At 72.4% G+C, this 24,705-nt stretch carries 25 protein-coding genes and 1 pseudogene; 9 read left to right on the top strand and 17 right to left on the bottom strand.

The window, feature by feature from the left end:
- Positions 1 to 35: 35 nt before the first annotated feature.
- The 7 genes from pcaD to ACFYOH_RS19290 are packed head-to-tail and all read right to left on the bottom strand — an operon-like array spanning position 36 to position 6,504.
- Positions 36 to 1,166, bottom strand: a complete 1,131-nt coding sequence (pcaD, locus tag ACFYOH_RS19320) for a 3-oxoadipate enol-lactonase (RefSeq protein ID WP_388627000.1) — start codon at positions 1,164 to 1,166, stop codon at positions 36 to 38.
- On the bottom strand, positions 1,163 to 2,503 hold the full coding sequence (gene pcaB, locus ACFYOH_RS19315) for a 3-carboxy-cis,cis-muconate cycloisomerase (protein WP_388626999.1): 1,341 nt from the start codon (positions 2,501 to 2,503) through the stop codon (positions 1,163 to 1,165). Before pcaB ends, pcaD begins: the two co-directional genes overlap by 4 nt.
- Positions 2,500 to 3,102, bottom strand: a complete 603-nt coding sequence (pcaG, locus tag ACFYOH_RS19310; protein WP_388626998.1) for a protocatechuate 3,4-dioxygenase subunit alpha — start codon at positions 3,100 to 3,102, stop codon at positions 2,500 to 2,502. The genes pcaB and pcaG overlap by 4 nt, the downstream gene beginning before the upstream one ends.
- Before the next feature lie 5 nt (positions 3,103 to 3,107).
- On the bottom strand, positions 3,108 to 3,881 hold the full coding sequence (gene pcaH, locus ACFYOH_RS19305) for a protocatechuate 3,4-dioxygenase subunit beta (RefSeq protein ID WP_388626997.1): 774 nt from the start codon (positions 3,879 to 3,881) through the stop codon (positions 3,108 to 3,110).
- A gap of 15 nt (positions 3,882 to 3,896) precedes the next feature.
- Complete coding sequence (locus tag ACFYOH_RS19300; protein ID WP_388626995.1) at positions 3,897 to 5,108, bottom strand: thiolase family protein; 1,212 nt, start codon at positions 5,106 to 5,108, stop codon at positions 3,897 to 3,899.
- Complete coding sequence (locus tag ACFYOH_RS19295; protein ID WP_388626993.1) at positions 5,105 to 5,749, bottom strand: CoA transferase subunit B; 645 nt, start codon at positions 5,747 to 5,749, stop codon at positions 5,105 to 5,107. The genes ACFYOH_RS19300 and ACFYOH_RS19295 overlap by 4 nt, the downstream gene beginning before the upstream one ends.
- Complete coding sequence (locus ACFYOH_RS19290) at positions 5,749 to 6,504, bottom strand: CoA transferase subunit A (protein WP_388626991.1); 756 nt, start codon at positions 6,502 to 6,504, stop codon at positions 5,749 to 5,751. Before ACFYOH_RS19290 ends, ACFYOH_RS19295 begins: the two co-directional genes overlap by 1 nt.
- A 182-nt stretch (positions 6,505 to 6,686) precedes the next feature.
- Here ACFYOH_RS19290 and ACFYOH_RS19285 point away from each other — a divergent pair, with 182 nt between their 5' ends.
- The gene (locus ACFYOH_RS19285; RefSeq protein ID WP_388626990.1) at positions 6,687 to 7,151 is read left to right on the top strand and encodes a MarR family winged helix-turn-helix transcriptional regulator; all 465 of its coding nucleotides are present in this window, start codon (positions 6,687 to 6,689) and stop codon (positions 7,149 to 7,151) included.
- A 39-nt stretch (positions 7,152 to 7,190) separates the two neighbouring features.
- Here the strand turns inward: ACFYOH_RS19285 and ACFYOH_RS19280 are convergent, their stop codons facing one another.
- Positions 7,191 to 8,177, bottom strand: coding sequence for a DUF3048 domain-containing protein (locus ACFYOH_RS19280; protein ID WP_388626988.1), 987 nt, complete (start codon positions 8,175 to 8,177; stop codon positions 7,191 to 7,193).
- Between the two features lie 190 nt (positions 8,178 to 8,367).
- Here ACFYOH_RS19280 and ACFYOH_RS19275 point away from each other — a divergent pair, with 190 nt between their 5' ends.
- A complete protein-coding gene (locus ACFYOH_RS19275; RefSeq protein ID WP_388626987.1) occupies positions 8,368 to 9,558 on the top strand; it encodes a zinc-dependent alcohol dehydrogenase in 1,191 nt (396 codons plus the stop codon).
- Positions 9,559 to 9,605: 47 nt separating this feature from the next.
- Here ACFYOH_RS19275 and ACFYOH_RS19270 read toward each other — a convergent pair whose 3' ends face one another.
- The gene (locus ACFYOH_RS19270) at positions 9,606 to 10,682 is read right to left on the bottom strand and encodes an ATP-dependent DNA ligase (RefSeq protein ID WP_388626985.1); all 1,077 of its coding nucleotides are present in this window, start codon (positions 10,680 to 10,682) and stop codon (positions 9,606 to 9,608) included.
- Positions 10,683 to 10,756: 74 nt separating this feature from the next.
- On the opposite strand from ACFYOH_RS19270, the gene ligD reads away from it, so the two are divergent.
- The 3 genes and pseudogenes from ligD to ACFYOH_RS19255 form a co-directional block, all read left to right on the top strand.
- Positions 10,757 to 11,776 carry a non-homologous end-joining DNA ligase gene (ligD, locus tag ACFYOH_RS19265; RefSeq protein WP_388626984.1) on the top strand — a complete coding sequence of 340 codons (1,020 nt, stop codon included), beginning with the start codon at positions 10,757 to 10,759 and terminating at the stop codon, positions 11,774 to 11,776.
- 120 nt (positions 11,777 to 11,896) lie between these two features.
- Positions 11,897 to 12,835 (top strand): ornithine cyclodeaminase family protein, encoded by a 939-nt coding sequence (locus ACFYOH_RS19260; protein WP_388626983.1) that lies wholly within the window; start codon positions 11,897 to 11,899, stop codon positions 12,833 to 12,835.
- A gap of 49 nt (positions 12,836 to 12,884) precedes the next feature.
- Positions 12,885 to 13,883: pseudogene (locus ACFYOH_RS19255) on the top strand (LacI family DNA-binding transcriptional regulator); the annotation flags it as partial.
- Between the two features lie 445 nt (positions 13,884 to 14,328).
- Here the strand turns inward: ACFYOH_RS19255 and ACFYOH_RS19250 are convergent.
- Positions 14,329 to 15,120 carry a VOC family protein gene (locus tag ACFYOH_RS19250; RefSeq protein WP_388626982.1) on the bottom strand — a complete coding sequence of 264 codons (792 nt, stop codon included), beginning with the start codon at positions 15,118 to 15,120 and terminating at the stop codon, positions 14,329 to 14,331.
- A 270-nt stretch (positions 15,121 to 15,390) separates the two neighbouring features.
- Between ACFYOH_RS19250 and ACFYOH_RS19245 the strand changes: the two genes are divergently transcribed.
- Entirely contained in the window at positions 15,391 to 15,636 is a 246-nt protein-coding gene (locus tag ACFYOH_RS19245; protein ID WP_388626981.1) for a WhiB family transcriptional regulator, read from the top strand.
- Between the two features lie 73 nt (positions 15,637 to 15,709).
- On the opposite strand, the gene ACFYOH_RS19240 is transcribed toward ACFYOH_RS19245, so the two are convergent.
- The 4 genes from ACFYOH_RS19240 to ACFYOH_RS19225 all read right to left on the bottom strand — a co-directional run bounded on the left by ACFYOH_RS19240 (position 15,710) and on the right by ACFYOH_RS19225 (position 20,221).
- The gene (locus tag ACFYOH_RS19240; RefSeq protein ID WP_388626980.1) at positions 15,710 to 16,684 is read right to left on the bottom strand and encodes an acyl-ACP desaturase; all 975 of its coding nucleotides are present in this window, start codon (positions 16,682 to 16,684) and stop codon (positions 15,710 to 15,712) included.
- Positions 16,685 to 16,944: 260 nt separating this feature from the next.
- Positions 16,945 to 17,721 (bottom strand): dimethylargininase, encoded by a 777-nt coding sequence (gene ddaH / locus ACFYOH_RS19235; protein ID WP_388626979.1) that lies wholly within the window; start codon positions 17,719 to 17,721, stop codon positions 16,945 to 16,947.
- Positions 17,722 to 17,852: 131 nt separating this feature from the next.
- Entirely contained in the window at positions 17,853 to 19,478 is a 1,626-nt protein-coding gene (locus ACFYOH_RS19230; RefSeq protein ID WP_388626978.1) for an ABC-F family ATP-binding cassette domain-containing protein, read from the bottom strand.
- A 326-nt stretch (positions 19,479 to 19,804) separates the two neighbouring features.
- A complete protein-coding gene (locus ACFYOH_RS19225) occupies positions 19,805 to 20,221 on the bottom strand; it encodes an SsgA family sporulation/cell division regulator (protein ID WP_388626977.1) in 417 nt (138 codons plus the stop codon).
- A gap of 209 nt (positions 20,222 to 20,430) precedes the next feature.
- On the opposite strand from ACFYOH_RS19225, the gene ACFYOH_RS19220 reads away from it, so the two are divergent.
- Both ACFYOH_RS19220 and ACFYOH_RS19215 read left to right on the top strand, forming a co-directional pair.
- Positions 20,431 to 21,534 (top strand): WD40/YVTN/BNR-like repeat-containing protein, encoded by a 1,104-nt coding sequence (locus tag ACFYOH_RS19220; protein WP_388626976.1) that lies wholly within the window; start codon positions 20,431 to 20,433, stop codon positions 21,532 to 21,534.
- 59 nt (positions 21,535 to 21,593) lie between these two features.
- Entirely contained in the window at positions 21,594 to 21,932 is a 339-nt protein-coding gene (locus tag ACFYOH_RS19215; protein WP_388626975.1) for a plasmid stabilization protein, read from the top strand.
- Positions 21,933 to 21,942: 10 nt separating this feature from the next.
- On the opposite strand, the gene ACFYOH_RS19210 is transcribed toward ACFYOH_RS19215, so the two are convergent.
- Positions 21,943 to 22,239, bottom strand: a complete 297-nt coding sequence (locus tag ACFYOH_RS19210; protein ID WP_388626974.1) for a YciI family protein — start codon at positions 22,237 to 22,239, stop codon at positions 21,943 to 21,945.
- 60 nt (positions 22,240 to 22,299) lie between these two features.
- Between ACFYOH_RS19210 and ACFYOH_RS19205 the strand changes: the two genes are divergently transcribed.
- The gene (locus tag ACFYOH_RS19205; protein ID WP_388626973.1) at positions 22,300 to 23,040 is read left to right on the top strand and encodes an endonuclease V; all 741 of its coding nucleotides are present in this window, start codon (positions 22,300 to 22,302) and stop codon (positions 23,038 to 23,040) included.
- Here the strand turns inward: ACFYOH_RS19205 and ACFYOH_RS19200 are convergent.
- Together ACFYOH_RS19200 and ACFYOH_RS19195 are read right to left on the bottom strand one after the other, a co-directional pair.
- Positions 23,004 to 23,192: a hypothetical protein gene (locus tag ACFYOH_RS19200; protein WP_388626972.1), complete on the bottom strand. Its 189-nt coding sequence runs from the start codon at positions 23,190 to 23,192 to the stop codon at positions 23,004 to 23,006. The genes ACFYOH_RS19205 and ACFYOH_RS19200 overlap by 37 nt on opposite strands.
- A gap of 115 nt (positions 23,193 to 23,307) precedes the next feature.
- Entirely contained in the window at positions 23,308 to 24,507 is a 1,200-nt protein-coding gene (locus ACFYOH_RS19195) for a saccharopine dehydrogenase family protein (protein ID WP_388626971.1), read from the bottom strand.
- Between the last annotated feature and the right edge of the window lie 198 nt (positions 24,508 to 24,705).

Below are 24,705 nucleotides of genomic sequence, written 5' to 3'. Positions count from 1 at the left end.
GGGTGCTGTCGAAGCTACGACCGGCAGGGTCACCCTCAGCCCCCGGTGTCCCCCTCCTCCTCGGCGAGGACCCGCTGGGCGGTCGCGAACGCCGAGTTGGCGGCCGGCACCCCGCAGTAGACGGCGGTCTGCAGCAGCACCGCGCCGATCTCCTGCGGCGTCAGCCCGTTGCGGCGCGCCGCCCGGACGTGCATGGCCAGTTCGTCGTAGTGGCCGTGGGCGACCAGCGCGGTCAGGGTGATCATGCTGCGCTCGCGCCGGGACAGCGTCGGATCGGTCCAGATCTCGCCCCAGGCGTAGCGGGAGATGAAGTCCTGGAACCGGGCGGTGAACGGGGTCTGCCGAGCCTGCGCCCGGTCCACGTGCGCGTCGCCCAGCACTTCGCGGCGCACCACCATCCCGCTCGCCGGGAATCCGTCCAGCTGGGTGCGCAGCGCGGCCAGCACGGCCCGCGGGCACTGCGCCGGGGCCAGATGGGAGGCGCCGGGCAGCTCCACCAGCGTGGACCGGGGCACGGCGTCGGCGATCTCCCGCAGATGCGCGGGCGGCGTCGCGGGATCCTGCTTGCCCGCCACCAGCAGCGTCGGTACGACGATGCCGGCGAGCCGGTCGCGCAGGTCGAACGCGGCCAGCGCGTCGCAGCAGGCGGCGTACCCCTCCGGATCGGCTTCCCGATGGTCCCGCACCAGCCTCGGCACGGTGAACCCGGGCGTGAACCAGCGCGCGTCCGCGCTCTCCACCAGCCACTCCATGCCTTCCCGGCGCACCCGGTCCGCCCGTTCCCGCCAGGGCGCGGCGCCGCCGAAGTGGGCGGAGGAACAGATGACCGCCAGGGAGGTCAGCCGGTCGGGGTGGTGCACGGCCAGGTGGAGGCCGACGGCGCCGCCGAGGGAGACGCCCGCGTAGGCGAACCGGTCGATGCCGAGCGCGTCGGCGAGGGCCAGCACCAGCGCGGCGAGGTCGCCGACGGTCGCGCCCGGCCCGATCAGCTCCGGCGCCGACCCGCCGTGGCCGGGCAGGTCCCAGCGCACCACGCGGTGGGCCGCCGACAGCTCGGGCGCGAGCGCGTCCCACAGGGCGTACGAGGTGCCGAGCGACGGCCCGAGCAGCAGCGGGGGCGCCGAAGCGGGGCCTTCTACGAGGTGGTTGAGGAGTTTCTCGGTCAACGTCGCTCCAGGGCACGGTCGGTGAGAGTTCCGGCGAAGCCGGTGTAGTGGGCCGGGGCGCACAGGTCGTCCAGGTCGATGTCCTTCAACTCCACCTGTTCGGCCAGGAGTTCGCGTAGCGGGCGGTCCTCGGTGTGGGCGCGGCGGGCCAGTTCGGTCAGCAGCTCCTTGGCACGCGCACGACCGAGGACGGGGCTGAGGGCGGCGGACAGCCGTTCGGACACGATCAGGCCCCGGGTGAGGCCGACGTTCCGGCGCATCGCGGCGGGGTGCACGCGCAGGCCCTCGGCCAGCTCGGCCGCGTGGGCGGCCGAGCCGCCCACCAGCCGGAGCAGCTCGCGCAGCGGCTCCCACTCGGCGTGCCAGGCGCCGGCCGGCCGCTCGTCCTCGGCGGCGACGGAGCCGTACAGCGTGGCCGCGAGCTGGGGGGCACGCCGGGCGGCGGCCAGGAGGAGCGTGGCGCGCACCGGGTTCGCCTTGTGCGGCATGGCCGACGAGCCGCCGCCGCTGCCCTCGTTCACCTCACCGATCTCGGTGCGCGACAGCGTCAGCACATCCACGGCGAGCTTGCCCAGCGCCCCCGCCGCGAAGGCCAGGCCCCCCGCCAGGTCCGCGATCGGCGTCCGCAGCGTGTGCCAGGGCAACGCCGGTGCGGCAAGGCCGACTTCGCGGGCGTACGCAGCCGTCAGCGCGGTGGCGTCCTGGGCGCCGTAGGCCCGGAAGGCCGCCAAGGTCCCAGCCGCGCCGCCGAGTTGGGCGGGCAGCGAGTCCCGTACCCGGGTGACGCGGTCGCGCGCGTCCAGGACCAGCGCGCGCCACCCGGCGGCCTTCAGCCCGAACGTGGTCGGTACGGCGTGCTGGGTGAGCGTCCGTCCCGGCATCACCGTCTCCCGGTGCTCGGCGGCGAGTCCGGCCAGCGCCCGTTCGGTACGGCCCAGGTCGGCCAGGGCCAGGCCGAGGGTGCGCACGGCGACCAGCATGGTCGCCGTGTCCAGGATGTCCTGGCTGGTGGCGCCCCGGTGGACGTAGGCGCCGTACTCCTCGCCGACCACCTTGGTCAGGTCGGCGACGAGCGGAATGACCGGGTTGCCCCCGGCCGGGGTCCGCGCGGCGAGGTCGCGGAGGTCGAACCGGTCCAAGGCGGCCGCCTCGGTCACCGCCGTCGCGGCCTCGGCCGGGGCGAGGCCCAGCGCGGCCTGCGCCCGGGTCAGCGCGGCCTCGGCGTCCAGCAGCGCCCGCAGATACGCGTGGTCGCTCGTCTCGGACGCGGCGCCCGACCGGGCCCATTCGGGTGCGAGCAGGCCGGACTCGGAGCACGGAGGGGACGCAGGTGTCACTGGAACTCCAGGAAGACCGTCTCGCCTTCGCCCTGAAGGCGGATGTCGAAACGGTAGGCGCCCGGGCCCTCCTCGGCGGCGATCAGCGTGTCGCGCCGGTCGCCCACCCGGGTGAGCAGCGGGTCGGCGGCCAGCGCGGTCTCGTCGCCCGGCAGGTAGATACGGGTGAACAGGTGGACGAGCAGGCCGCGCGCGAAGACGCAGACGCTGAGGTACGGCGCGTTGCCGCCGCGCGCGCCGGGACGCAGCGTGCGCGCGTACCAGTGGCCGTTCGCGTCGGTCTGGACGCGGCCCCAGCCGGTGAACTCCACGCCGTTGCGGCCGAGGTACCCGCCGGTGGCCGGGTCGCGCCGGATGGAGCCGTCCACCTGCGGCACCGTGCCGTCGGGGCGCGGCCCCCACAGCTCCACGAGCGCGTCCGGCAGCGGCTCGCCGGCGCCGTCCAGGACGTACCCGTGCACGGTGATCGTGTCCGGGTGGCCGAGCGGGGCGATCTCCTCGCCGCCGCGGAAGGGCAGGGCGTAGCCGTAGAAGGGGCCGACCGTGTGGGACGGGGTGGGCAGCACCTGCTCCGGGCTGCTCGTGTCGATCTTCGTCATGGCGGTCAGCGTCCTTCCTCGATCCAGGTGGCGGCCGGGCCGTCCAGCACGATGTCCCAGTGGTAGCCGAGCGAGAACTCCGGCACCGACAGGCCGTGGTCGTAGGTGGCGACCAGCCGCTGCCGGGCCGCGTCGTCCGTCACCGACTGCAGGATCGGGTCGTACGGGAACAGCGGGTCGTTCGGGAAGTACATCTGCGTCACCAGCCGCTGGGTGAACGCCGTGCCGAACACCGAGAAGTGGATGTGGGCCGGGCGCCAGGCGTTCACGTGGTTGCGCCACGGATAGGGGCCGGGCTGGATGGTGGTGAAGTGGTAGCGGCCCTCGGCGTCGGTGAGGGTGCGGCCGAATCCGGTGAAGTTCGGGTCGAGCGGGGCGTCGTGCTGTTCGCGCTGGTGGGCGTAGCGCCCGGCCGAGTTGGCCTGCCAGATCTCGATGAGCTGGCCGCGCACCGGGCGCCCGGCGCGGTCCAGCAGCCGCCCGGAGACGGTGATCCGCTCGCCGATCGGCTCGCCGCGGTGGTGCCGGGTGAGGTCGTTGTCGATCCCGGTGATGTCGCGCTCGCCGAAGGCGGGGGAGCGCAGCTCCATCAGCTCCGGGTCCCGGGCGGTGTCGATGGCGACCAGGGGCTGCTCGGGGTGGCGCAGTACGGAGGAGCGGTAGGGCGCGTAGTCGCGGCGCGGATGGTGCTCGACGGCGGCGCCGTCGGTGACGCGCTTCTCGTACGCGGCGTGCTCGGCGGCGATTTCGAGGTCGATGCCGGCTTGGGTGAGAGTCATGGGACGTCCTAGAGGTCAGCGTTCGAGAACGAGGGCGAGGCCCTGGCCCACGCCGATGCAGAGGGTGGCCACGCCGGTGCCGGAGCCGCGACGGGCGAGCTGGTGGGCGACGGTGCCGGCGAGCCGGGCGCCGGAGGCACCGAGCGGGTGGCCGAGCGCGATGGCGCCGCCCTGGGGGTTGAGGACCGCCGGGTCGAACTCGGGCCATTCGGCGAGGCAGCCGAGGACCTGGGCGGCGAAGGCCTCGTTCAGCTCCAGTACCGACAGATCGTCGAATCCCTTGCCCGCCTTGGCGAGAGCACGGTTGACGGCCTCGACGGGGGCGAGCCCGAAGTAGTGCGGGTCGGTCGCGGACACCCCGGTCGCGGAGATCCGGGCGAGCGGTTCGCGGCCGGTCGCCTTCAGCCCTTCCTCGTCGGTGAGGAGCAGGGCGGCGGCGCCGTCGTTCAGCGGGGAGGCGTTGCCCGCGGTCACGGTGCCGGTGTCCGTCCGGAAGGACGGCTTGAGCTCGGCCATCGCGGTGAGCGAGGCGTCCGGCCGTACGCACTCGTCGGCGGCGAAGGAGACCGGCTCGCCCTTGCGCTGCGGGACGGGGACGGGCGCCAACTCGGCGATGAACAGACCCTGTTCCTGGGCGGCGGCCGCCTTGCGGTGCGAGGCGAGGGCGAACTCGTCCTGCTGCTCGCGGGTGATCTTGTGCTTGTCGGCGATCAGCTCCGCGCTCTCGCCGAGCGGGACGGTCCACTGCGGGTCCATCCTCGGGTTGACCATGCGCCAGCCGAGCGTCGTGGAGTACAGCTCGGCGTGTCCGGCCGGGAAGGCGCGGTCGGACTTGGGCAGCACATACGGGGCGCGGGTCATGGACTCCACGCCGCCCGCGAGGGCGATGTGCGCGTCGCCGACGGCGATGGCCCGGGCCGCCTGGACGACCGCCTCCAGACCGGAGGCGCACAACCGGTTGACGGTCACGCCGGGCACGGAGGCCGGCAGGCCTGCCAGCAGCGCGGCCATACGGGCGACGTTGCGGTTCTCCTCGCCGGCGCCGTTGGCGTTGCCGAAGTAGACGTCCTCGATCCGGGCCGGGTCCAGAGCCGGTGTGCGGGCGAGGAGTGCGCGGATCGCGTGGGCGGCGAGGTCGTCCGGGCGTACGGAGGCCAGGGCGCCGTTGTAGCGGCCGATGGGGGTGCGGACGGCGTCGACGAGGTAGACCGTGCTGACTGCGTTCACTGCAGGTTCTCCGGGATGGTGAGTGCGGCGTCGGTCCGGGCGACGACGTCGTGGGCGGTCACCCCGGGCGCGGTCTCCACCAGGGCGAGACCCCGCTCGGTGACGTCCACCACCGCAAGATCGGTGATGATGCGGTTCACACAGGCCTTGCCGGTGAGCGGTAGCGTGCACTCCTTGAGGATCTTCGGGGAGCCGTCCTTGGCGGTGTGGGTCATCACCACGATCACCCGACGGGCGCCGTGCACCAGGTCCATCGCGCCGCCGATCCCGGTGACCAGCTTGCCCGGCACGGCCCAGTTGGCCAGGTCGCCGCCGGCGGAGACCTGCATCGCGCCCAGTACGGCCACGTCGATGTGCCCGCCGCGGATCATCGCGAAGGACAGCGCCGAGTCGAAGAAGGACGCGCCCGGCAGGACCGTCACGGTCTCCTTGCCCGCGTTGATCAGATCCGGGTCGACCTGGTCCTCGGTCGGGTAGGGGCCCGTGCCCAGGATGCCGTTCTCCGACTCCAGGACGACCTCGACGCCCGGGGGGAGATGGTTCGGGATCAGCGTCGGCAGGCCGATGCCGAGGTTGACGTACTGGCCGTCGCGCAGCTCCCGTGCCGCGCGGGCGGCGATCTCCTCGCGTGTCCAGGCCATCAGCTGCTCACCGTCCGCCGCTCGATCCGCTTGTCCGCCGCCTGCTCCGGGGTCAGGGCCACCACCCGCTGCACGAAGACGCCCGGCAGGTGTACGGCGTCCGGGTCGATCTCGCCGGGCTCGACCAGCTCCTCCACCTCGGCGATCGTGACCTTCCCCGCCATGGCCGCGAGGGGGTTGAAGTTGCGGGAGGACCTGGCGAAGACCAGGTTTCCGTGCCGGTCGCCCTTCGCGGCCCTGACCAGCGCGAAGTCGGTGCGGATGGCGCGCTCCAGGACGTATTCCACGCCGTCGAACTCCCGCACCTCCTTCGGCGGCGAGGCCAGCGCGACGCCGCCGGAGCCGTCGTAGCGCCAGGGCAGCCCGCCCTCGGCGACCTGGGTGCCGACCCCGGCCGGGGTGTAGAAGGCGGGGATGCCGGCGCCGCCCGCGCGCAGCCGCTCGGCCAGCGTGCCCTGCGGGATCAGCTCCAGCTCCAGCTCACCGCCGAGGTACTGCCGGGCGAACTCCTTGTTGCCGCCGATGTACGAGCCGGTCACCCGGCCGATCCGCCCCGCGGCCAGCAGTACCGCGAGTCCGGACTCCATGGCTCCGCAGTTGTTGGAGACGACCGAGAGACCGCCGACCCCGCGCTCGTACAACGCCTGGATCAGCACGTTCGGCACACCGCTCAGCCCGAACCCGCCGACCGCGAGGGACGCGCCGTCCGGCACATCGGCCACCGCCTGACGGGCCGTGGCGACCACCTTGTCCATCCGTGAAGCCTCATCTCTTCGCCATTAATCAGCGCACTGAGTATTTCAGCGAGGTGTCTCACACGCTGCCACCGGGCGACGACATCCGTCAAGATACGGGCTATTCGCAGGCCTCATGGGGGACAGGCTGTCTGATCGGCGGGTATTGTTCAGTGCACCAACGAAATGATCAGGGAGCGCACATGGCCGTGGTGGACCTCACCACCCATCCCGGGCACCTGGCCCGGCGGCTGCAGCAGGCGCACTACCTGCTGTGGAACACGATGGTCTCCGAGGAGATCACCTCGCCGCAGTTCGCGGTCATGAACGCGCTCGTCGCCGAGCCGGGCCTCGACCAGCGGACCGTGGGCGAGCGGGTGGGCCTGGACCGCTCGACCATCGCCGAGGTCATCAGCCGGCTCGGCCGCCGGGAGCTGCTGACCAAGGCGCGCGACCCGGAGGACGGCCGGCGCTTCCTGCTCCGCCTGACCGACGAGGGCCGGCGCGTCCACCGCAAGCTGACCGTACGCACCGCCCGGATGAACCAGGTCTTCCTCGCGCCGCTGTCCGCCGAGGAACAGACCGTGTTCTTCGATCTGATCCGCCGGGTCGCGGACGCGGCGGAGGGCCTGCGCAACCCGGCCGAACCACTGGCCGCGCGGGGCTGACCGGGCCGGTACGGGCGTTGACCGGTCCCGTACGGCAGTTCACGGCGCCGGTGCGAACACCACCCACACCTGGCCTGCGGCGAAGTTCATCCGGCTGCCGTCCGCCGCCGTGAACGTCGTACCGTCCGTCGCGGCCGGCCGTGACCAGGAGGCGTCGAAGGACCGGCCGTCGCGCAGCACCTGGGCCTTCCCCGAGCCGACCGTCACGGTGTACGGCGTGTGATTGCCCAGCACGTCGTGGTAGCGGGAGGTCCGGATCTTCACGTACTGCACGACGACCGTCGCCGGTGCCACCCGTGTGCCGACCGTCGTCACCGTGGGCGTGCCGTCCATCGCCACCAGCCAGCGGTGCCGCTCGGCGGACCAGGTGAAGGTGAAGCGGGCGGCCGGGTAGCGGACGGTGCGCGTGGCCGTCGGGGTGCCGCCGGACGGGGCCGGGCCGTAGCTGAAGCCGGTCGTCAGCGCTGTTTTGCCCGGGGCGGACGGCAGCAGCTTGGCGGGGTGCAGATACAGGTTGTGCGGGGCGGCCTTGGCGGTGCCCCGGTAGTAGGCGGCGGGGGCCTCGTCGGGGGACTCCGGCCGCAGCGGCGCCCGGTCGATCAGCGGGAGCAGCTTGTGCTGGGCGCCGGAGAAGGCGAGCGTCGGCCGGTGGAACTGGCGCAGCAGCTCCAGATCGGACTCGCGGGCGCTGCGCACCGGTCCTACGGTCTGCGGAAGCCTCGTCGCGTACACCGCCATCAGCCGGCTCAGACCGCCCTCCACCTGCTCGGCGTACACCACGTCCGCCGCGTCGAGCCCGGTCTGCGGGCGGCCCGCGGGCACGTTGTCGATCTTCACGGCGAGTGGTGAGCCGGCCGCCGCGACCGACGGCGCCGGAGTCGGCGGCGCCGTGGATGCCGGGGTGTGCCGCTGGGCGCGGCCGTCGTCCCGGCCGTGATGCGTGCAGGCCGTGAGGGAGGCGGTCAGCGAGACCGCCAGTGCCGCCGCCGTCAGCGCCCCGCGTCGCATGCGCGCTCTGTGTCTCATGCCCACCATGGCCACCGCGTTCATGTGTCCGATTGTGTGCTCATCGGGTCATCGCCGGCCATACCCGAACGCTTACGGACGTGCGCGCTTCGTGGGCGGTTCGGGGTCCGGCAGGAGGGGTTCGGTGCTGGTGGGCGCGGGTACCCGTGCGCCACCGCCAAACGCCCACGCGATCGAGGGAGCGGGACCCATGAAGGCAGTCACCTGGCAGGGGCGGCGGGACGTCCGGGTCGAGGACGTGCCCGACCCGCGGATCGAAGAGCCCACCGACGCCGTCATCCGTATCACGTCCACCGGACTGTGCGGCTCGGACCTGCATCTGTACGAGGTGCTCACCCCGTTCATGACCCCGGGCGACATCCTCGGGCACGAACCGATGGGCATCGTCGAGGAGGTCGGCCCCGGAGTGCCGGACCTCAAGGCCGGGGACCGGGTCGTGGTGCCGTTCCAGATCGCCTGCGGCAATTGCTGGATGTGCCTGACCGGGCTGCCGACCCAGTGCGAGACCACCCAGGTCACCGGCGAGGGAATGGGCGCCGCCCTGTTCGGCTACACCCGCCTGTACGGCGCCGTGCCCGGCGCCCAGGCCGAGTATCTGCGCGTCCCACAGGCTCAGTTCGGGCCGATGAAGGTGCCCGAGGGCCCGCCGGACGACCGTTTCGTCTATCTCTCCGACGTCCTGCCGACCGCCTGGCAGGCCGTCGAGTACGCCGCGGTCCCGCCCGGCGGCACCCTCGCCGTCCTCGGCCTCGGGCCCATCGGCGACATGGCCTGCCGGATCGCCAAGGCACGCGGCGCGGAACGGGTGTTCGGCATCGACCTGGTGCCGGAACGGCTCGCGCGCGCCGGCCGGGACGGCGTGGAGACCTACGACCTGCGGGCCTTCGACGACGAGAAGGCGCTGGTCCACGCCATCCGCGACGAGACCGGCGGCAGGGGCCCGGACGCCGTGATCGACGCCGTCGGCACCGAAGCCCACGGCAGCGCCGCCGCCAAGCTCGCCCAGACGGCCACCGGGCTGCTGCCCCGCAAGATCAGCGCTCCCCTCGCGGAACGCTTCAGCATCGACCGGCTCAGCGCCCTGTACATGGCGATCGACCTGGTACGCCGCGGCGGCACCATCTCGCTGAGCGGCGTCTACGGCGGCACCGCCGACCCGATGCCGATGCTCACCCTGTTCGACAAGCAGATCCAGCTGCGCATGGGTCAGGCCAACGTCCGGCGCTGGAGCGACGAGATCATGCCCTATCTCACCGACGAGGACCCGCTCGGCGTCGACGACTTCGCCACCCACCGGCTGCCGCTCGCCGAGGCACCGCAGGCCTACGACATGTTCCAGCACAAGCAGGACGGCGCCATCAAGATCCTCATGCAGCCGTAGGACTCCGGCCCGCCGGCCCTGCCTGGCCTAGGCCCGGTCCGCCCGGCTCAGCTCCGGTCCTTCTCGCCCAGGATCTCCGCGAGGTCGTAGCGCACCGGCTCCTCCAACTGGGCGTAGGTGCAGCTCTCCGGTGTGCGGTCCGGGCGCCAACGGCGGAAGCGGGCGGTGTGCCGGAAGCGCTGCCCGTTCTCCATGTGGTCGTACGCCACCTCGGCGACCCGCTCCGGCCGGAGCGGCACCCAGGACAGGTCCTTCTTTCCGGACCACCGGCTCGGCGCGCCGGGCAGCCGGGCCGTCTCATGGGCGGTTTCCTCCGACCAGGCCGCCCAAGGGTGCCCGGCTACGTCCGCCATGCGCAGCGGCTCCAGCTCCTCGACCAGTTCGGCCCGCTTCTTCATGGCGAAGGCGGCCGACACCCCCACATGCTGGAGCTGCCCCCGATCGTCGTACAGGCCGAGCAGCAGTGAGCCCACCACCGGGCCGCTCTTGTGGAACCGGTACCCGGCCACGACGACATCCGCCGTCCGCTCGTGCTTGACCTTGAACATGACCCGCTCGTCCTGCCGGTAGCGCAGATCGAGCGGTTTGGCGACGACTCCGTCGAGCCCGGCGCCCTCGTAGTGCTCGAACCACTGCTGCGCCACCTCGATGTCGGTCGTCGCGGGCGCCACATGCACCGGCGGTGTCGCGTCGGCGAGCGCCCGTTCCAGCAGGGCCCTGCGGTCGGTCAGCGGGACGTCGAGCAAGGAGTGGTCGTCCAGGGCGAGCAGGTCGAAGGCGACGAAGGACGCCGGGGTCTTCTCCGCCAGCATCCGCACCCGGGAGTCGGCCGGATGGATCCGCTCGGTCAGCGCGTCGAAGTCCAGATGGCCCTCCCGCGCGATCACGATCTCCCCGTCCAGCACGCACCGCTCGGGCACCCGCTCCTTCAGCGCCGCCACCAGCTCGGGAAAATACCTGGTCAACGGCCTACCGGTACGGCTGCCCAGCTCGACCTCGGCCCCGTCCCGGAACACGATCGAACGGAACCCGTCCCACTTCGCCTCGTAGTGCATCCCCGGCGGGATCTTCGCCACCGACTTGGTGAGCATGGGCTTGACGGGCGGCATGACGGGGAGATCCATGGATTCGATTCTGCTCGCATACGCCGCGTGCCGCCCGGTGTGCGAGCCGTGCGGGGTGCGCCTACCGTGGCCGCATGGGTGATGCGGTGGAACTGGAGGTGGACGGCCGGACCGTACGGCTGTCGAGTCCGGGCAAGGTCTTCTTCCCGGAGCGGGGCTTCACCAAGCTGGACCTCGCGCAGTACTACGTCGCAGTGGGCCCCGGCATCCTGCGCGCGCTGCGCAACCGCCCCACCACCCTGGAGCGCTACCCGGACGGCGTGGGCGGCGAGTGGTTCTTCCAAAAGCGGGCCCCCAAGGGCATGCCCGACTGGATCCCGACCGCCCACATCACCTTCCCCAGCGGCCGCAGTGCCGACGAGATGTGCCCCACCGAACAGGCCGCCGTCGTGTGGGCCGCCCAGTACGGCACGCTCACCTTCCACCCCTGGCCGGTGCGGGCCACGGACGTCGACCGCCCGGACGAACTGCGCATCGACCTCGATCCGCAGCCCGGCACCGACTATCACGACGCGGCCCGCGCCGCCCATGAACTGCGCGCCGTCCTCGACGAGTTCGGCGGGCTGCGCGGCTGGCCGAAGACCTCCGGCGGCCGGGGTCTGCACGTCTTCGTCCCGATCGAACCGCGTTGGACCTTCACCCAGGTGCGCCGCGCCGCGATCGCCGTCGGCCGGGAGATGGAACGCCGGATGCCCGACCATGTGACGATCAAGTGGTGGAAGGAGGAACGGGGCCGCCGCATCTTCCTGGACTACAACCAGACGGCTCGCGACCGCACCATCGCCTCCGCCTACTCCGTACGCCCCCGCCCGAACGCCACCGTCTCGGCACCCTTGCGCTGGGAGGAGGTCGGCGTGGCCCACCCCGCCGACTTCGACCTCGCCACCATGCCGGCCCGCTTCGCCGAACTCGGCGACGTGCACGCCGACATGGACGACCACGCCTACTCCCTGGACGCCCTGCTGGAGCTGGCCCGCCGCGAAGAACACGACCACGGCCTGGGCGATCTGCCGTACCCACCGGAGTACCCGAAGATGCCCGGCGAACCCAAACGCGTCCAGCCGAGCCGGGCCCGGCAGGAGCCGATGCCCTGAGAGCAGTGCGCGGACCATATCTTGTCCTCCCCCCATGGTCCACCGTGGCGCCCGTCCGCCACCGATCACAGCATGCACCACGGCACTGACAACGGCCCCGGACCAGGGGATCATGCCGGGATGACCCGTGTCCTGACCCGAAGTGACCTGGAGGCCGTGCTGGAGCCCGCGGCCTGTCTCGCCGCCCTCCGTGACGGCTTCCACACGGCCGGCGCCACCGCCGTACCCGGCCAACGGGTCCGTACCGACCTGCCGTTCCCCGGCACCGCCACCGCGCTCATTCCCGGTCTGCTGCCCGGCGTCGAGGCCTACACCGTGAAGGTCAACGCCAAGTTCCCCGGCGCCCGGCCCGCCCTGCGCGGCGTGATCTGCCTGCACGGCGGCACGGACGGCGAACTGCTCGCCCTGCTGGACTCGGCGACCGTCACGGCCTGGCGGACCGGGCTGGCCGCCGCCCTCGGCACCGCGCTCCTGGCCCCGGCCGGCCACGGCGTGCTCGGCGTGATCGGCGCCGGTGCGCAGGCCGAATTGACGCTGCGCGGGCTGGCGATCGAGCGCCCGCCCGGCCGGCTCGTCGTGCACGACACCGACTCCGGCCGGGCCGCCGCCTTCGCCGCCCGGCACGGCGGACGGGTGCTGGACTCGGCTGGCGCGGTGGCCGGGGCCGCGGACACAGTCCTGCTCGCGACCTGGTCCCGGGCCCCGCTGCTCACCCTCGCGGACACCCGTGCCGGACAGCACTTCACGAGCCTCGGCACCGACGAGCCCGGCAAGCGGGAACTCGCCCCGGACCTGCTGGACGCCGCGCTCCTCGTCGTGGACGACATCGAACTCGCCGTGCGCATGGGCGCGCTGGCCGCGCCCGGGCTCGCCCGGTCCACCGCCGACGCCACCCTCACCGACGTCCTGAGCGGGGCGCACCCCGGCCGCACCGCGGCCCGGCAGCGCACGGTGTACGCCCCTGTCGGGCTGCCCTGGCAGGACCTCGCTCTCGCCTGGCTCGCCTGGCGGGAGGCGGAACGCCGAGGTGTGGGCGCGACGATCGACCTGCTGAAGTGAGCCGCGGCGCGGTTATCCTGACCGGCAACCGCCGATGAGGAGTCCCGAAGTGGCCGAGGCAGCGTCGCGTCCCACGCTGGAGGCCGTGGCCGCGCGCGCCGGCGTGTCCCGGGCCACCGTCTCGCGGGTGGTCAACGGCGGCGACGGGGTGCGCGAACCCTTGGCCGAGCGCGTCCGGCAGGCCGTGGCAGAGCTGGGTTACGTCCCCAACCAGGCGGCGCGCAGCCTCGTCACCAAGCGGCACGACGCCGTCGCGGTCGTCATCGCCGAGCCCGAGACCCGGGTCTTCGCCGATCCCTTCTTCGCCCTGCAGCTGCGCGGCATCAGCAAGGAACTGACCGCACACGACAACCAGTTGGTACTGCTGCTCACCGAGGGCCGCGACGATCACACGCGCGTGGCCCGGTATCTCTCCGGGGGCCATGTCGACGGCGCGCTGGTCTTCTCACTGCATCTCGACGACCCGTTGCCCGGCCTCATCCACGACGCCGGCGTACCCACCGTGTTCGGCGGACGGCCCGGCTGGGGCGAGGAGGACCGCGCGGCCGGCCCCACTCGCTCCACGGTGCAGGACCCGGGCGTGGTGTACGTCGACTGCGACAACCGGGGCGGGGCGCGCGCGGCCGTACGGCATCTGGTGGATCTCGGCCGCAGACGCATCGCGCATCTCACCGGTGTCCTGGACCAGACGTCGGCGGTGGACCGGCTCGACGGTTACCGGGACGTCATGGCCGAGGTGCCGGGCGGCGACGATCCCCGGCTGGTGGTGGAGAGCGACTTCACCCCGGCCGGCGGCGAACGCGCCATGCGCGAACTCCTCGACCGCTGCCCGGACGTGGACGCCGTGTTCGCCGCCAACGACCTGACCGCGCTGGGCGCCCTGCGCGTGCTGCGCGCGAGCGGCCGGCGGGTGCCGGAGGACGTGGCTGTGATCGGCTTCGACGACATGCTGCCCGTCGCCGAGGAGGCCCACCCGCCACTGACGACGGTCCGTCAGGACATCGAGGGAATGGGCCGCCTGATGGCCCGCCTCCTGCTGCGCGGTCTGTCGGACGGCCGCGACCGGTCAGACCGTCGTGATGGGTCGGACGGCCGCGACTGGTCGGACGGCCGTGATGGGGCGGACGGCCGCGATGGGGCGGACGGCCGCGACCGGATGGATGCCTGCGACCGGACGGACCGCCGTGATGGGGCGGACGGCCGCGACCGGATGGATGCCTGCGACCGGACGGACCGCCGTGATGGGACGGCAGCCCGCGACCGGACGGAAACCCGCGACCGCACGCATGCCCGTGGCCGGACAGACGCCCGTGGCCGGACCGACGGCCGCGGCCGGGCCGACGGCCGCGACCGGGCCGGAACCACGGCGGGTGACGGCGCGCCCGTCGGTGGCGTGATCCTCCCGACCACGCTGATACGACGGGCGTCCGCCTAGCCACGGCGCGAGGACCTGTCGCCGTGTGTGCGGCTCCGGTCCGGCCGGCCGACCGGATTCAGCCCTGCGGCGCCTGGCTCTTGATCACCGCGAAGCGGGCGCCGTACGGGTCGGCGAACTTGGCCATGCGGCCGACGCCTTCCAGGGTCGTCGCGGGCATGCGCACCTTTCCGCCGAGCCGCTGGACCTTGTCCACGACCGCGTCGGTGTCCTCGACCTCGAAGTACGGCAGCCAGTACGGGCTGCCCTGGGCCTCGGACGGGTCGTCGGCCAGGGGCACGACCCCGCCGAACATCGCGTCCTCGCCGCCGTCGGCCGGATTGACGCACGTGTACGTCCCGCCGGGGAACGGCACGGCGGAGGTTTCGTGGCCCAGCACCTGGTGGTAGAAGGCGGCGGCCGCCGCGATGTCCGGGGTGTACAGCTCGACCCAGCACAGGGAGCCCGGCTCGCTCGCCACGTCCACGCCCTTGGTCCGGCCCGGCTGCCAGATCCCGAAGGGCACACCCGCCTGGTCGGCGAGAACCGCCATGTGTCCCTCGCCCATGACGTCCATCGGCTGGAACAGCACGCTGCCGTGCGCCTGTTCGGCGGCCTTGGCGGTGGCCTGTGCGTCGGCGCTCTGGAAGTACACCGTCCAGGCCGGCGGGCCCTGCTCGGGGCCGGATTGCATGCCGCCCGTGACGGTCCTGCCGCCCAGCTGGAAGAAGCCGTAGCCTCCTGCCTCCGGCCCCGCCGACTGGAACTGCCAGCCGAAGAGACCGCCGTAGAAGGCGACGGCGCCGTCGATGTCGGGGGTGCCGATGTCGATCCAGTTCGGAGCGCCGTCGACGAAACGGGTGGTGAGCATCTTCGCCCTCCTCGAAAGGGGTCCCGTCCTCTGCACTGCCGAGTCTGGCACCCCCCACTGACAATCGCTGCCGGAGCGCCGCGACGCGCCGGAGGGATCCGCCTTCGTCCTGGGCGCCCGGGTGCGTTCATCGGGTTTTCGCCGCGCCCCGCGCGCCGCCGTGCGCCCGTGCGGTCCCGGGGAGCATCATCGGGGACGGCCGGAGGCCCTGCCGTCGGCGTTGACCCGGCGTTGATCGAATGTTTTTCGCCGCGCGGCACGATCCTGGGCATGCACTTCGACACGATCACCCCGGCCGACGACGCCTGGCAGGCGCAGGCCCTGTGCGCGCAGACCGGGCCGGACTTCTTCTTCCCCGAGCCGGGCAGCTCGGTGCGCGAGGCGAAGCGCATCTGCGCCATGTGCGAGCTGCGTCCGGCCTGCCTGGACTATGCGCTGGCCAACGACGAGCGCTTCGGCGTCTGGGGCGGTCTGTCCGAGAAGGAGCGCCTCGCCCTGCGCCGCACGTCCCACTGACGTCTTCCGCCGACGCCCGCCTGCCCCCGTCCTCCCGAAAGGGCCGGCCGCGAGCGTCCGGCGCCCGCGTGCGTCAGGCTCCCGCCCGGGCCGCCATCCGGGCCTTGCGGGCGGCCAGCTTCTCGTCGAACTTGGCGGCCTCCTCGTCCATGCCGCCCATGAACAGGCCGAGTTCCTCCTGCGCCTGGCGTCCCTCGGGGCCGAGGCCGTCGATCTCCATGACCTTCAGGAAGCGCAGTACGGGCTGCAGCACGTCGTCGTGGTGGATGCGCAGGTTGTACACCTCGCCGATGGCCATCTGCGCGGCGGCCCGCTCGAAGCCGGGGATGCCGTGACCGGGCATGCGGAAGTTGACCACGACGTCACGGACGGCCTGCATGGTCAGATCGGGGGCCAGTTCGAAAGCGGCCTTCAGCAGGTTGCGGTAGAAGACCATGTGCAGGTTCTCGTCGGTCGCGATGCGGGCCAGCATGCGGTCGCAGACCGGGTCGCCGGACTGGTGGCCGGTGTTGCGGTGCGAGATCCGCGTGGCCAGCTCCTGGAAGGCGACGTAGGCGATCGAGTGCAGCATCGAGTGCCGGTTGTCGGACTCGAAACCCTCGCTCATGTGCGCCATGCGGAACTGCTCCAGCTTGTCGGGGTCCACCGCGCGCGAGGCGAGCAGATAGTCGCGCATGACGATGCCGTGCCGGCCCTCCTCGGCCGTCCAGCGGTGCACCCAGGTGCCCCAGGCGCCGTCGCGGCCGAAGAGCGTGGCGATCTCGTGGTGGTAACTCGGCAGGTTGTCCTCGGTGAGAAGGTTGACCACGAGGGCGGTACGGCCGATCTCGGTCACCTTGGACTGGCCCTTGTCCCAGGCCTCCCCGTCCTCGAACAGGCCGGGGAAGTTGCGGCCGTCGCTCCAGGGCACGTACTCGTGCGGCATCCAGTCCTTGGCGATCTTCAGATGCCGGTTCAGCTCCTTCTCGACCACTTCCTCCAGCGCGAACAGCAGCCGGGCGTCGGTCCATGCGGACGGGCTGCCGAGGTGAGGGGAGGTGATCGTCACGGTAACTCCAGGGGGACGCCGAACGGAGGGGGAGAGAAAGGGGCGGTCCGGCGAGCGGTGCCGGAAACCTACGAGATCGTAGGCTACGAATCCGTAGGTTACGAAGCCGTAGGTTAAGGCTGTCGTAAAGATCGCTGATCAGTACGGCCGGATGGGTCCTCCCGCCGTGTTGCCGCGCGCGTTCGCCGGCCGCTTCCGGACGTGCCGACGGCCTCCGGACCATACGGATCCCGAGGCGGTCGCAGGGACGGGACCGTTCGTCAGGCGTACAGCTCCCGCAGTCGCACTGAGAGGCACGTCACACAACCCTCCAGCTTCTCGAACTCGCTGATGTCCACCGTGACCACCTCGTGGCCGAGATCGGTCAGCAGTTCCGCGGTCTTCGGCGCGCTCGCCGCCATCAGCAGCTTGTGCCCGCCGAGCAGCACCACGTGCGAGCCGGACTCCTCCGGCACCGACAGGAACCCGGGGAACAGCGACGGCCGGTCGACCTTCGGTATGTGCCCGATCACCGTGCCGTCGGGCAGCGCGGTCACCGCGGACTTCAGGTGCAGCACCTTGCTCACGGGAACGGCCACCACGCGCGCGCCCAGCGGTTCGAAGGCGGCCCGCACCTGTTGCACACCGGCCGCGTTGGTGCGCCCGCCGCGGCCCACGTACACCGTGTCCCCGACCTTCAGGACGTCACCGCCGTCCAGCGTGCCCGGGTCCCAGATCCAGTTGACCGAGCAGCCGAGGCGGGCCACCGCCTCCTCCACGCCGACGGTCTCAAGGCGCCGGGACTCCGCGCCGGACCGGGTGATCAACGCCACGTTCTTGTACATGACGACGGTGTCCTCGACGAACACCGAGTCCGGGCAGTCGTCCTCCGGGTCGACCTCGATCGTCTCCCAGTCGTGCGTGCGCAGGGCCTCGACATAGGCCTCCCACTGCTCGACGGCGAGCCCGACATCGACCTTCTCCCGCTCGATGTGCGTCACCAGGCCTTCGGCGAGACGGGGGCTTGGGCGGCGGACGAGGGCCTTCTTGCTGGGCACGAGGGGCCTTTCGAATCGATGGTGCGGTTTTCCGGTGCCGGTGAGACGGCACCGGTCCGCCATCATGCAATCCGCCCCGGCCACGACAAAACCCCCGGTGTCAGGCTGTGGCCCTCCTGAGACGTCAGGTCCTACGCCGAGGCCTCGATGTCGTCCGGCGAGATCTCCTTCAGCACCCCCTCCTCCATCAGCAGCCAGCGGGTGATGCCGATCGACTCCAGGAACGGCAGGTCGTGACTGGCCACGAGCAGCGCGCCCTCGTACGACTCCAGGGCCGAGGTCAGCTGCCGCACGCTCGCCATGTCGAGATTGTTGGTCGGCTCGTCGAGCAGCAGCAACTGGGGTGCCGGCTCGGCGAGCATCAACGCGGCCAGGGCCGCACGGAACCGCTCGCCGCCCGACAGCGTGGCCGCCTGCTGGTCGGCCCGCGCGCCCCTGAACAGGAAGCGGGCCAGCCGCGCCCGGATCCGGTTGTTGGTGGCGTCCGGCGCGAACCGGGCCACGTTCTCGGCGACCGTCAGCGCGTCGTCCAGCACGTCCAGCCGCTGGGGCAGGAAACGCAGCGGGACATGCACCCGCGCCTCGCCGGCCACCGGCGCCAGCTCTCCGGCGACGGTCCGCAGCAGCGTCGTCTTGCCGGCGCCGTTGCGGCCGACCAGCGCGACGCGCTGCGGGCCGCGCAGATCGAGGATGCCCTCCACGCGCGCGTGGTAGGCCATTTCCAGCTTCTCCAGGGTGAGCACCTGCCGGCCGGGCGGTACGGCCGTGTACGGCAGCTCGACGCGGATCTCGTCGTCGTCCCGTACCGCCTCCACCGCCTCGTCCAGGCGCTCCCGGGCCTCGGCGAGCCGCTCCTCGTGCATGATGCGGTGCTTGCCCGCCGACTCCTGGGCAGCGCGTTTGCGGGCACCCATGACGATCTTCGGTTCGCGCTTGGAGTCCCACATCTTCTGCCCGTACCGGTTGCGCCGGGCCAGCTTGACCTGGGCGTCGGACAGTTCGCGCCGCTGCCTGCGCACATCGGCCTCGGCGACGCGCACCATCCGCTCGGCCGCCTCCTGCTCGACGGCCACAGCCTCCTCGTACGCCGAGAAGTTGCCGCCGAACCAGGTGACCTCGCCGGAGCGCAGTTCCGCGATCCGGTCGACCAGGTCGAGCAGTTCCCGGTCGTGGCTGACCACGACCAGGATGCCCGGCCACGCGGAGACGGCCTGGTACAGCCGTCGGCGCGCATACAGGTCCAGGTTGTTGGTGGGCTCGTCCAGCAGCAGCACGTCCGGGCGGCGCAGCAGCAGTGCGGCCAGCCGCAGCAGCACCGACTCGCCGCCGGAGACCTCGCCGACCGTGCGGTCCAGGCCGATATGGCCGAGACCGAGCTCGCCGAGCGTGACCAGGGCGCGCTCCTCGACGTCCCAGTCGTCGCCGAGCGTCTCGAAGTGCTCCTCGGCGGCGTCGCCCGCCTCGATGGCGTGCAGCGCGGCCCGCCGTTCGGCGATGCCGAGGACCCGGTCGACGCGGAGCGCGGTGTCCAGGGTGACGTTCTGCGGGAGGTAGCCGACCTCGCCGGAGACCTTGACGATGCCGTCGGCCGGGGTGAGTTCGCCGGCCAGCAGCTTCAACAGGGTTGACTTCCCCGATCCGTTGATGCCGACGAGGCCGGTCCGGCCGGGCCCGAAGGCGATGTCGAGGCCGTCGAAGACGGCGGTGCCGTCGGCCCAGGTGAAGGAGAGGGACGTACAGGTGAGGGAGGATGACATGAGGGCCTCGCGAGGGGTTTCGTGCGGTCGGATGGACGCATGTCGAGACACCGCGAGGCGGGAACCGAAAGGTCGTGGGGCACGAAGAGGCCACGAAAAGAGGGCCTGTGCCCGAGGACGGCTCGGACGCCGAGGTCGTACGCCGCGCACACACCTCAACCGGTGCGACGCGATGCCTCAGGACCTCAGACGAGCAACGTCCTTCTCCAATCGACGGCAACAGGACCGGTGTAAACCGTAGGAGGGGGCCTGGAGGCTGTCAACGCAATTAACTGCCCGGCGAGCCGCTCGTGCTACCCAACGCCGGGGGCACGCGCGTGGAGCGCTCAGCAGGCGTCCCGCATCAGTTCGGCCAGGTCGTGGTCCAGGTTGAGCTGGAGGTGTTCGAGGCCGACGGGGACGAGCTCGTTGGTGGCCTCCAGGAAGCGCCGGATCTCACCCGAGCGCACGTGCACGATCGCGGTGCCCTCGGGAGCGTGGAACTCCAGCACGGTGCGGTCGTAGCCGTACGGCCGCACCCGGACGTCCCCGTGGCCCTCGGGCTGCTGCAGCCCGGTCGTGAGCAGGTCACGGGAGAAGGTCCAGCACACCTCGACCCCTTCGAGGGTGGCCGGGGCCGGGAAGGCCATGACGACGGCGAACGGATCGCGTCGGTCGTAGCGCAGCGTGGCGGGAATGCTCGGCATGCGCGGTGCTGCGGCGACGAGACGGGCCTCTACGGGCTGCTCGATGACGGTGGACAACGCCTGGCTCCCTCGTGACGGCTGGACTACGCCCGGGTGTGCGACACCCGGCATCGGAAGAGACGACGGATCCGGCCGATCCGTGCACAGGAATCACGAGTGACCTCGGTCACCGCGTTCATGCACGGCGCGGGCGTCTCGTCTCCGCTTGCGGTGGAGGGCAGTTGGCCTCTGGACGGGGCCCGGACGGTGGGCTAGCTTCGCCCGCCATGAGGCGCTTGGGGAGCACGCGACGCAGAGGACGCAGGAGCAGGCTGGTGGCGGCGGGGGTGGCGTGCGGGGCGGCGCTGGCCGCGCTGACCGTGCCCGCCGCCGAGGCAGGACCCCTCGGGCAGGGGAGCCCGCACTGGGCGCCGAAGGACCCGGGCACCCCGCAGGTCCGCTTCCGGGGCCTCGCGGCCGTCGACCGGCACACCGCCTGGCTGGCCGGTACCGGCGGCACGGTGCTGCGCACCACCGACGGCGGAGCGAGCTGGCGGAACGTCTCTCCGCCGGGCGCGGCCGATCTGCAGTTCCGGGACGTCGAGGCGTTCGACGCGCGGCGCGCCGTGGTGCTGGCCATCGGCGAGGGCGAGGCCTCCCGCGTGTACCGCACCGACGACGGCGGGGCGACCTGGACGGAGTCCTTCCGCAACAGCGACCCGAAGGCGTTCTACGACTGCCTGGCGTTCTTCGACCGCCGGCACGGCCTCGCGATGAGCGACCCCGTGGACGGCAGGTTCCGCATCCTGTCCACGAGCGACGGCGGCCGCTCCTGGCGGATGCTGCCCTCGACGGGCATGCCGCCCGCCCTGGACGGTGAGGCGGGCTTCGCCGCGAGCGGCCAGTGCCTGGTCACCTCAGGCCCGAAGGACGTCTGGCTGGCCACCGGCGGCGGCGCCCACGCGCGCGTGCTGCACTCCGCCGACCGCGGACTGACCTGGACGGCCGCCGACACGCCGGTCCCGGCCGGCGACCCCGCCAAGGGCGTCTTCGCGCTCGCCTTCCGCGACCGCGACCACGGTCTCGCCGTCGGCGGTGACTACCGCCCCGACCAGGCCTCGCCGCAGGCCGCCGCGGTCACCGACGACGGCGGGCGCACCTGGACCCCGGCCGCCACGCCCCCGCCCGCCTACCGTTCCGGGGCCGCCTGGCTGCCGCACAGCCGCACCGCCGCGCTCGCCGTCGGCCCCACTGGCACCGACCTCACCACCGACGCCGGCCGCACCTGGCGCACGATCGACACCGGCTCGTACGACACCCTGGACTGCACGCCCGACCTCAGCTGCTGGGCGGCCGGTGAGCAGGGCAGGGTCGCGCGGCTGGAACGCTGAGGGGAGCGGCCGGAACCGGGTACTCGGGTAGCACGGGAACCGAGACGAAGGGAGCCATCATGCCCGCCGGTTCCAGCTCCAGGCGCGAGCGTCAGTACGAGCACATCAAGAAGAGCGCGCAGGACCGGGGCGAGAGCACCAAGCGCGCCAAGGAGATCGCCTCGCGGACGGTCAACAAGGAACGCGCCCGCTCCGGCGAGTCCAAGACCGCGAGCCGCAGCTCGACGCAGGACATGTCGTCCAGCAGGCGTGGCGGCCAGCGGTCGGGCAACCGGGTCGGCTCGCAGGGCCCGACTCGCGACCAGCTGTACAACGAGGCCAAGCAGCGCGGCATCGAAGGCCGTTCGAACATGAACAAGGACCAGCTGCAGCGCGCGCTGAACGCCAAGAAGGGATGAGCAGCGGCAGTCAGTCCGGCGTCTGCCGGTGGCGGGCCAGCTCCGGAGCCGTCTTCGTGGCGACGAACTCGATGATGCGATACGTGCACACGCCGCCGGCGGCGAACGGGTCGCCCGCCACGATCTCCTCGATCCGGGCGCGGTCCTCGGCGACGGCGAGGATCACCCCGCCGTCCCGGGGGTTCTGGCGCCCGGAGGCCAGGAAGAAGCCCTTGTCGTACTGCTCCTCGAGCCACGCCACGTGGTCCGGCAGCAGTGCGTCGACGGCGTCGAGAGGTGCGGTGTAGGTCAGCTCCAGCACGAACATGATCGCGAGCGTACCCCCTGGCTCCGACAACCGGCCGCGGACCGTACAGTTCAGGTCACTATGACGACCGTTGGCGTACCCGCGGGCTGGCCCGCGACCGAGGAAGAGGCCCGCGCGGTGCAGGACGAGCTGCGTGGGCGCGTGGTGCTCGACGAGCGCGGTCCCGAGCCGGGCACGGGCCGGCTGACCGGGGTCGACGTCGCCTACGAGGACGAACTCGACCTCGTCGCCGCGGCGGCCGTCGTGCTGGACGCCGCCACCCTGGACGTGGTGGCCGAGGCGACGGCCGTCGGCCGCGTCTCCTTCCCGTATGTGCCGGGTCTTCTCGCCTTCCGCGAGATCCCGACCGTCCGGGCCGTCCTGGACCGGCTGCCGTGCCCGCCCGGCCTGGTCGTGTGCGACGGCTACGGCCTGGCCCATCCGCGCCGCTTCGGCCTCGCGAGCCACCTCGGCGTGCTCACCGGCCTGCCGGTCATCGGCGTCGCCAAGAACCCGTTCACCTTCACCTACGACGACCCGGGGCAGGCGCGCGGCGCCTCCGCTCCGCTGCTCGCGGGGGACGAGGAGGTCGGGCGCGCCCTGCGCACCCGGGACGGCGTCAAACCGGTCTTCGTCTCCGTCGGCCACCGGGTGAGCCTGGACAACGCCGTGGCCCACACGCTGGCCCTGACCCCGCGCTACCGGCTGCCGGAGACCACGCGCCGGGCCGACGCCCTGTGCCGCCGCGCGCTGCGGGAGGCGGCGCAGGGCGCCGGAGGCGGCGCTCAGGAGGCGACGACGCGCCAGGCGCCGACCTCCTGATACGCCGAGTCGTGGACGGCCGAGCCGTCTCCCGGTTCGAGGGCGTAATGGTGGAGGTTCCCGCCCCAGTAGCGCAGGATGCGCCCCAGCTCACCGGCGCGGTCCTGCGCCGACGCAGCCTCGTCCACGGTCACTTCGAGCACGAACTTCATGCCTCTGACGCCTCCTTCGGCTCCGCGTCCCGGGCCTCCATCGTTTCATCGAAGACCTCTGTGAGACTTTCGCGGCGGTGGCCGCAGGCGGCCGGGGGTGTCTGCGGCGAAAGTCTCAAACGGCGGAGGAGGCGCCCGGGCCCGTGGCCGCGACCCGGAAGGTGATCCCCGCGGCGCGCAGCCGCTCGGTCAGGGCGTCACCCATCGCCTGCGCCGTGGTGACCTGCCCGGCCGTCGCCGGGAGGTTGTCGAAGGCCAGGCTGAGGGCCGCTTCGGCGAACATCTTCGCCGTCTCGTCGTAGCCGGGGTCGCCGCCCGAGACCTCCGTGAACACGCGCCGCCCGCCGCCCTCGCCGACGAAGCGCACCGCGAACCGGCTCCGCGCCCGCTTCTCCGCGCTCGGCCCGTCTCCCGGCTGCAGCCGGCCCGACAGCCAGCGCCGCGCGGGCGGCAGTTGGGCGGCCGCCAGGACCGCGCCGACGGCGGCGACCCCGCCGAGGGCGACCGGCAGGTGCCGTACCGCCGCGTAGTGCCTATAGCGGAAGTCGGGGCCGTACCGGTCGAGCGCCTTCGCCGAGCGGCGCACGATCTGGGGGTCGACGGTCGGCAGCGGCAGTGCCCACGCGCCGACCTCCTTGGCGAACCGCGGCGCGCCCGTCGGCGCCGCGACCCGGCGGCCCATCAGCCGCGGCTCGTGCCGGCCCCGTTCCCGCGCCGCGGCCAGCAGCTGCCGGCCACGGGCGAACTGGTTCAGCGCCGAGGCCAGGGTGCCGCCGGAGAAGGCAGCGTCGGCGGTCACGTATCCGTCCACGGTCAGCGGCACACCCTCCGGCAGCTGCCGGACCGTGAAGTACACGCCGAGGTCGTGGGGTACGGAGTCGAAGCCGCACGCGTGCACCAGGCGCGCGCCCGTCTCCCGCGCGCGTGTGTCGTGCCGGACGTACATCAGGTCCACGAACTCCGGCTCGCCCGTCAGGTCCAGATAGTCGGTCCCGGTGTCCGCGCAGGCGGCAACCAGCTCCTCGCCGTAGAGCACGTACGGCCCGACGGTCGTGGCGACCACGCGCGCGTGCTCGGCGAGGGCGCGCAGGGTCGCCGGTTCGGTCACATCCGCCCGCAGGACACCGACGTCCGCCCCGCCGGGCAGGCGCTCACGCAGCCGCCGCAGCTTGCGTTCGTCGCGGCCGGCCACCGCCCAGCGCAGGCCCTCGGGCGCGTGCGCGGCGAGATACTCCGCCGTGAGGGAGCCGACGAAGCCGGTGGCTCCGAAGAGCACGAGGTCGTAGGGACGATCCGTCCTGTTCAGCCTGCTCATGACACCCCTTGGTCCCGCAGCTCGCGCCGCTGTCGGTGGCCGAGGCTAGCGTGAGGAGTGCGAGTGTCGACGACCAGCCCGGAGGCAGCGGTGGCCACAGCCAGGAATGCCCTGACGAAGCGGGAGAAAGTGCGCGGGTTCCTCGCTGTGGACGACGGCGGTCACCCACAGAGCCCCACCGTCGGGCTCCGGCGCGAG

The sequence above is a fragment of the Streptomyces sp. NPDC007856 genome (assembly GCF_042868225.1).
In the GTDB taxonomy this organism is placed as follows: domain Bacteria; phylum Actinomycetota; class Actinomycetes; order Streptomycetales; family Streptomycetaceae; genus Streptomyces.
The sequence above is the reverse complement of the archived record's forward strand: the minus strand, read 5'-3'. Positions and strand labels throughout refer to the sequence as shown.

Bases quoted from the DNA above. Each gene is read 5' to 3' on its own strand.
- pcaG (WP_388626998.1), bottom strand. From the start codon at position 3,102: ATGACGAAGATCGACACGAGCAGCCCGGAGCAGGTGCTGCCCACCCCG.
- pcaH (WP_388626997.1), bottom strand. From the start codon at position 3,881: ATGACTCTCACCCAAGCCGGCATCGACCTCGAAATCGCCGCCGAGCAC.
- ACFYOH_RS19295 (WP_388626993.1), bottom strand. From the start codon at position 5,749: ATGGCCTGGACACGCGAGGAGATCGCCGCCCGCGCGGCACGGGAGCTG.
- ACFYOH_RS19290 (WP_388626991.1), bottom strand. From the start codon at position 6,504: ATGGACAAGGTGGTCGCCACGGCCCGTCAGGCGGTGGCCGATGTGCCG.
- ACFYOH_RS19285 (WP_388626990.1), top strand. From the start codon at position 6,687: ATGGCCGTGGTGGACCTCACCACCCATCCCGGGCACCTGGCCCGGCGG.
- ACFYOH_RS19280 (WP_388626988.1), bottom strand. From the start codon at position 8,177: ATGAGACACAGAGCGCGCATGCGACGCGGGGCGCTGACGGCGGCGGCA.
- ACFYOH_RS19275 (WP_388626987.1), top strand. From the start codon at position 8,368: ATGAAGGCAGTCACCTGGCAGGGGCGGCGGGACGTCCGGGTCGAGGAC.
- ACFYOH_RS19270 (WP_388626985.1), bottom strand. From the start codon at position 10,682: ATGGATCTCCCCGTCATGCCGCCCGTCAAGCCCATGCTCACCAAGTCG.
- ligD (WP_388626984.1), top strand. From the start codon at position 10,757: ATGGGTGATGCGGTGGAACTGGAGGTGGACGGCCGGACCGTACGGCTG.
- ACFYOH_RS19260 (WP_388626983.1), top strand. From the start codon at position 11,897: ATGACCCGTGTCCTGACCCGAAGTGACCTGGAGGCCGTGCTGGAGCCC.
- ACFYOH_RS19250 (WP_388626982.1), bottom strand. From the start codon at position 15,120: ATGCTCACCACCCGTTTCGTCGACGGCGCTCCGAACTGGATCGACATC.
- ACFYOH_RS19245 (WP_388626981.1), top strand. From the start codon at position 15,391: ATGCACTTCGACACGATCACCCCGGCCGACGACGCCTGGCAGGCGCAG.
- ACFYOH_RS19230 (WP_388626978.1), bottom strand. From the start codon at position 19,478: ATGTCATCCTCCCTCACCTGTACGTCCCTCTCCTTCACCTGGGCCGAC.
- ACFYOH_RS19220 (WP_388626976.1), top strand. From the start codon at position 20,431: ATGAGGCGCTTGGGGAGCACGCGACGCAGAGGACGCAGGAGCAGGCTG.
- ACFYOH_RS19215 (WP_388626975.1), top strand. From the start codon at position 21,594: ATGCCCGCCGGTTCCAGCTCCAGGCGCGAGCGTCAGTACGAGCACATC.
- ACFYOH_RS19210 (WP_388626974.1), bottom strand. From the start codon at position 22,239: ATGTTCGTGCTGGAGCTGACCTACACCGCACCTCTCGACGCCGTCGAC.
- ACFYOH_RS19205 (WP_388626973.1), top strand. From the start codon at position 22,300: ATGACGACCGTTGGCGTACCCGCGGGCTGGCCCGCGACCGAGGAAGAG.
- ACFYOH_RS19200 (WP_388626972.1), bottom strand. From the start codon at position 23,192: ATGAAGTTCGTGCTCGAAGTGACCGTGGACGAGGCTGCGTCGGCGCAG.
- ACFYOH_RS19195 (WP_388626971.1), bottom strand. From the start codon at position 24,507: ATGAGCAGGCTGAACAGGACGGATCGTCCCTACGACCTCGTGCTCTTC.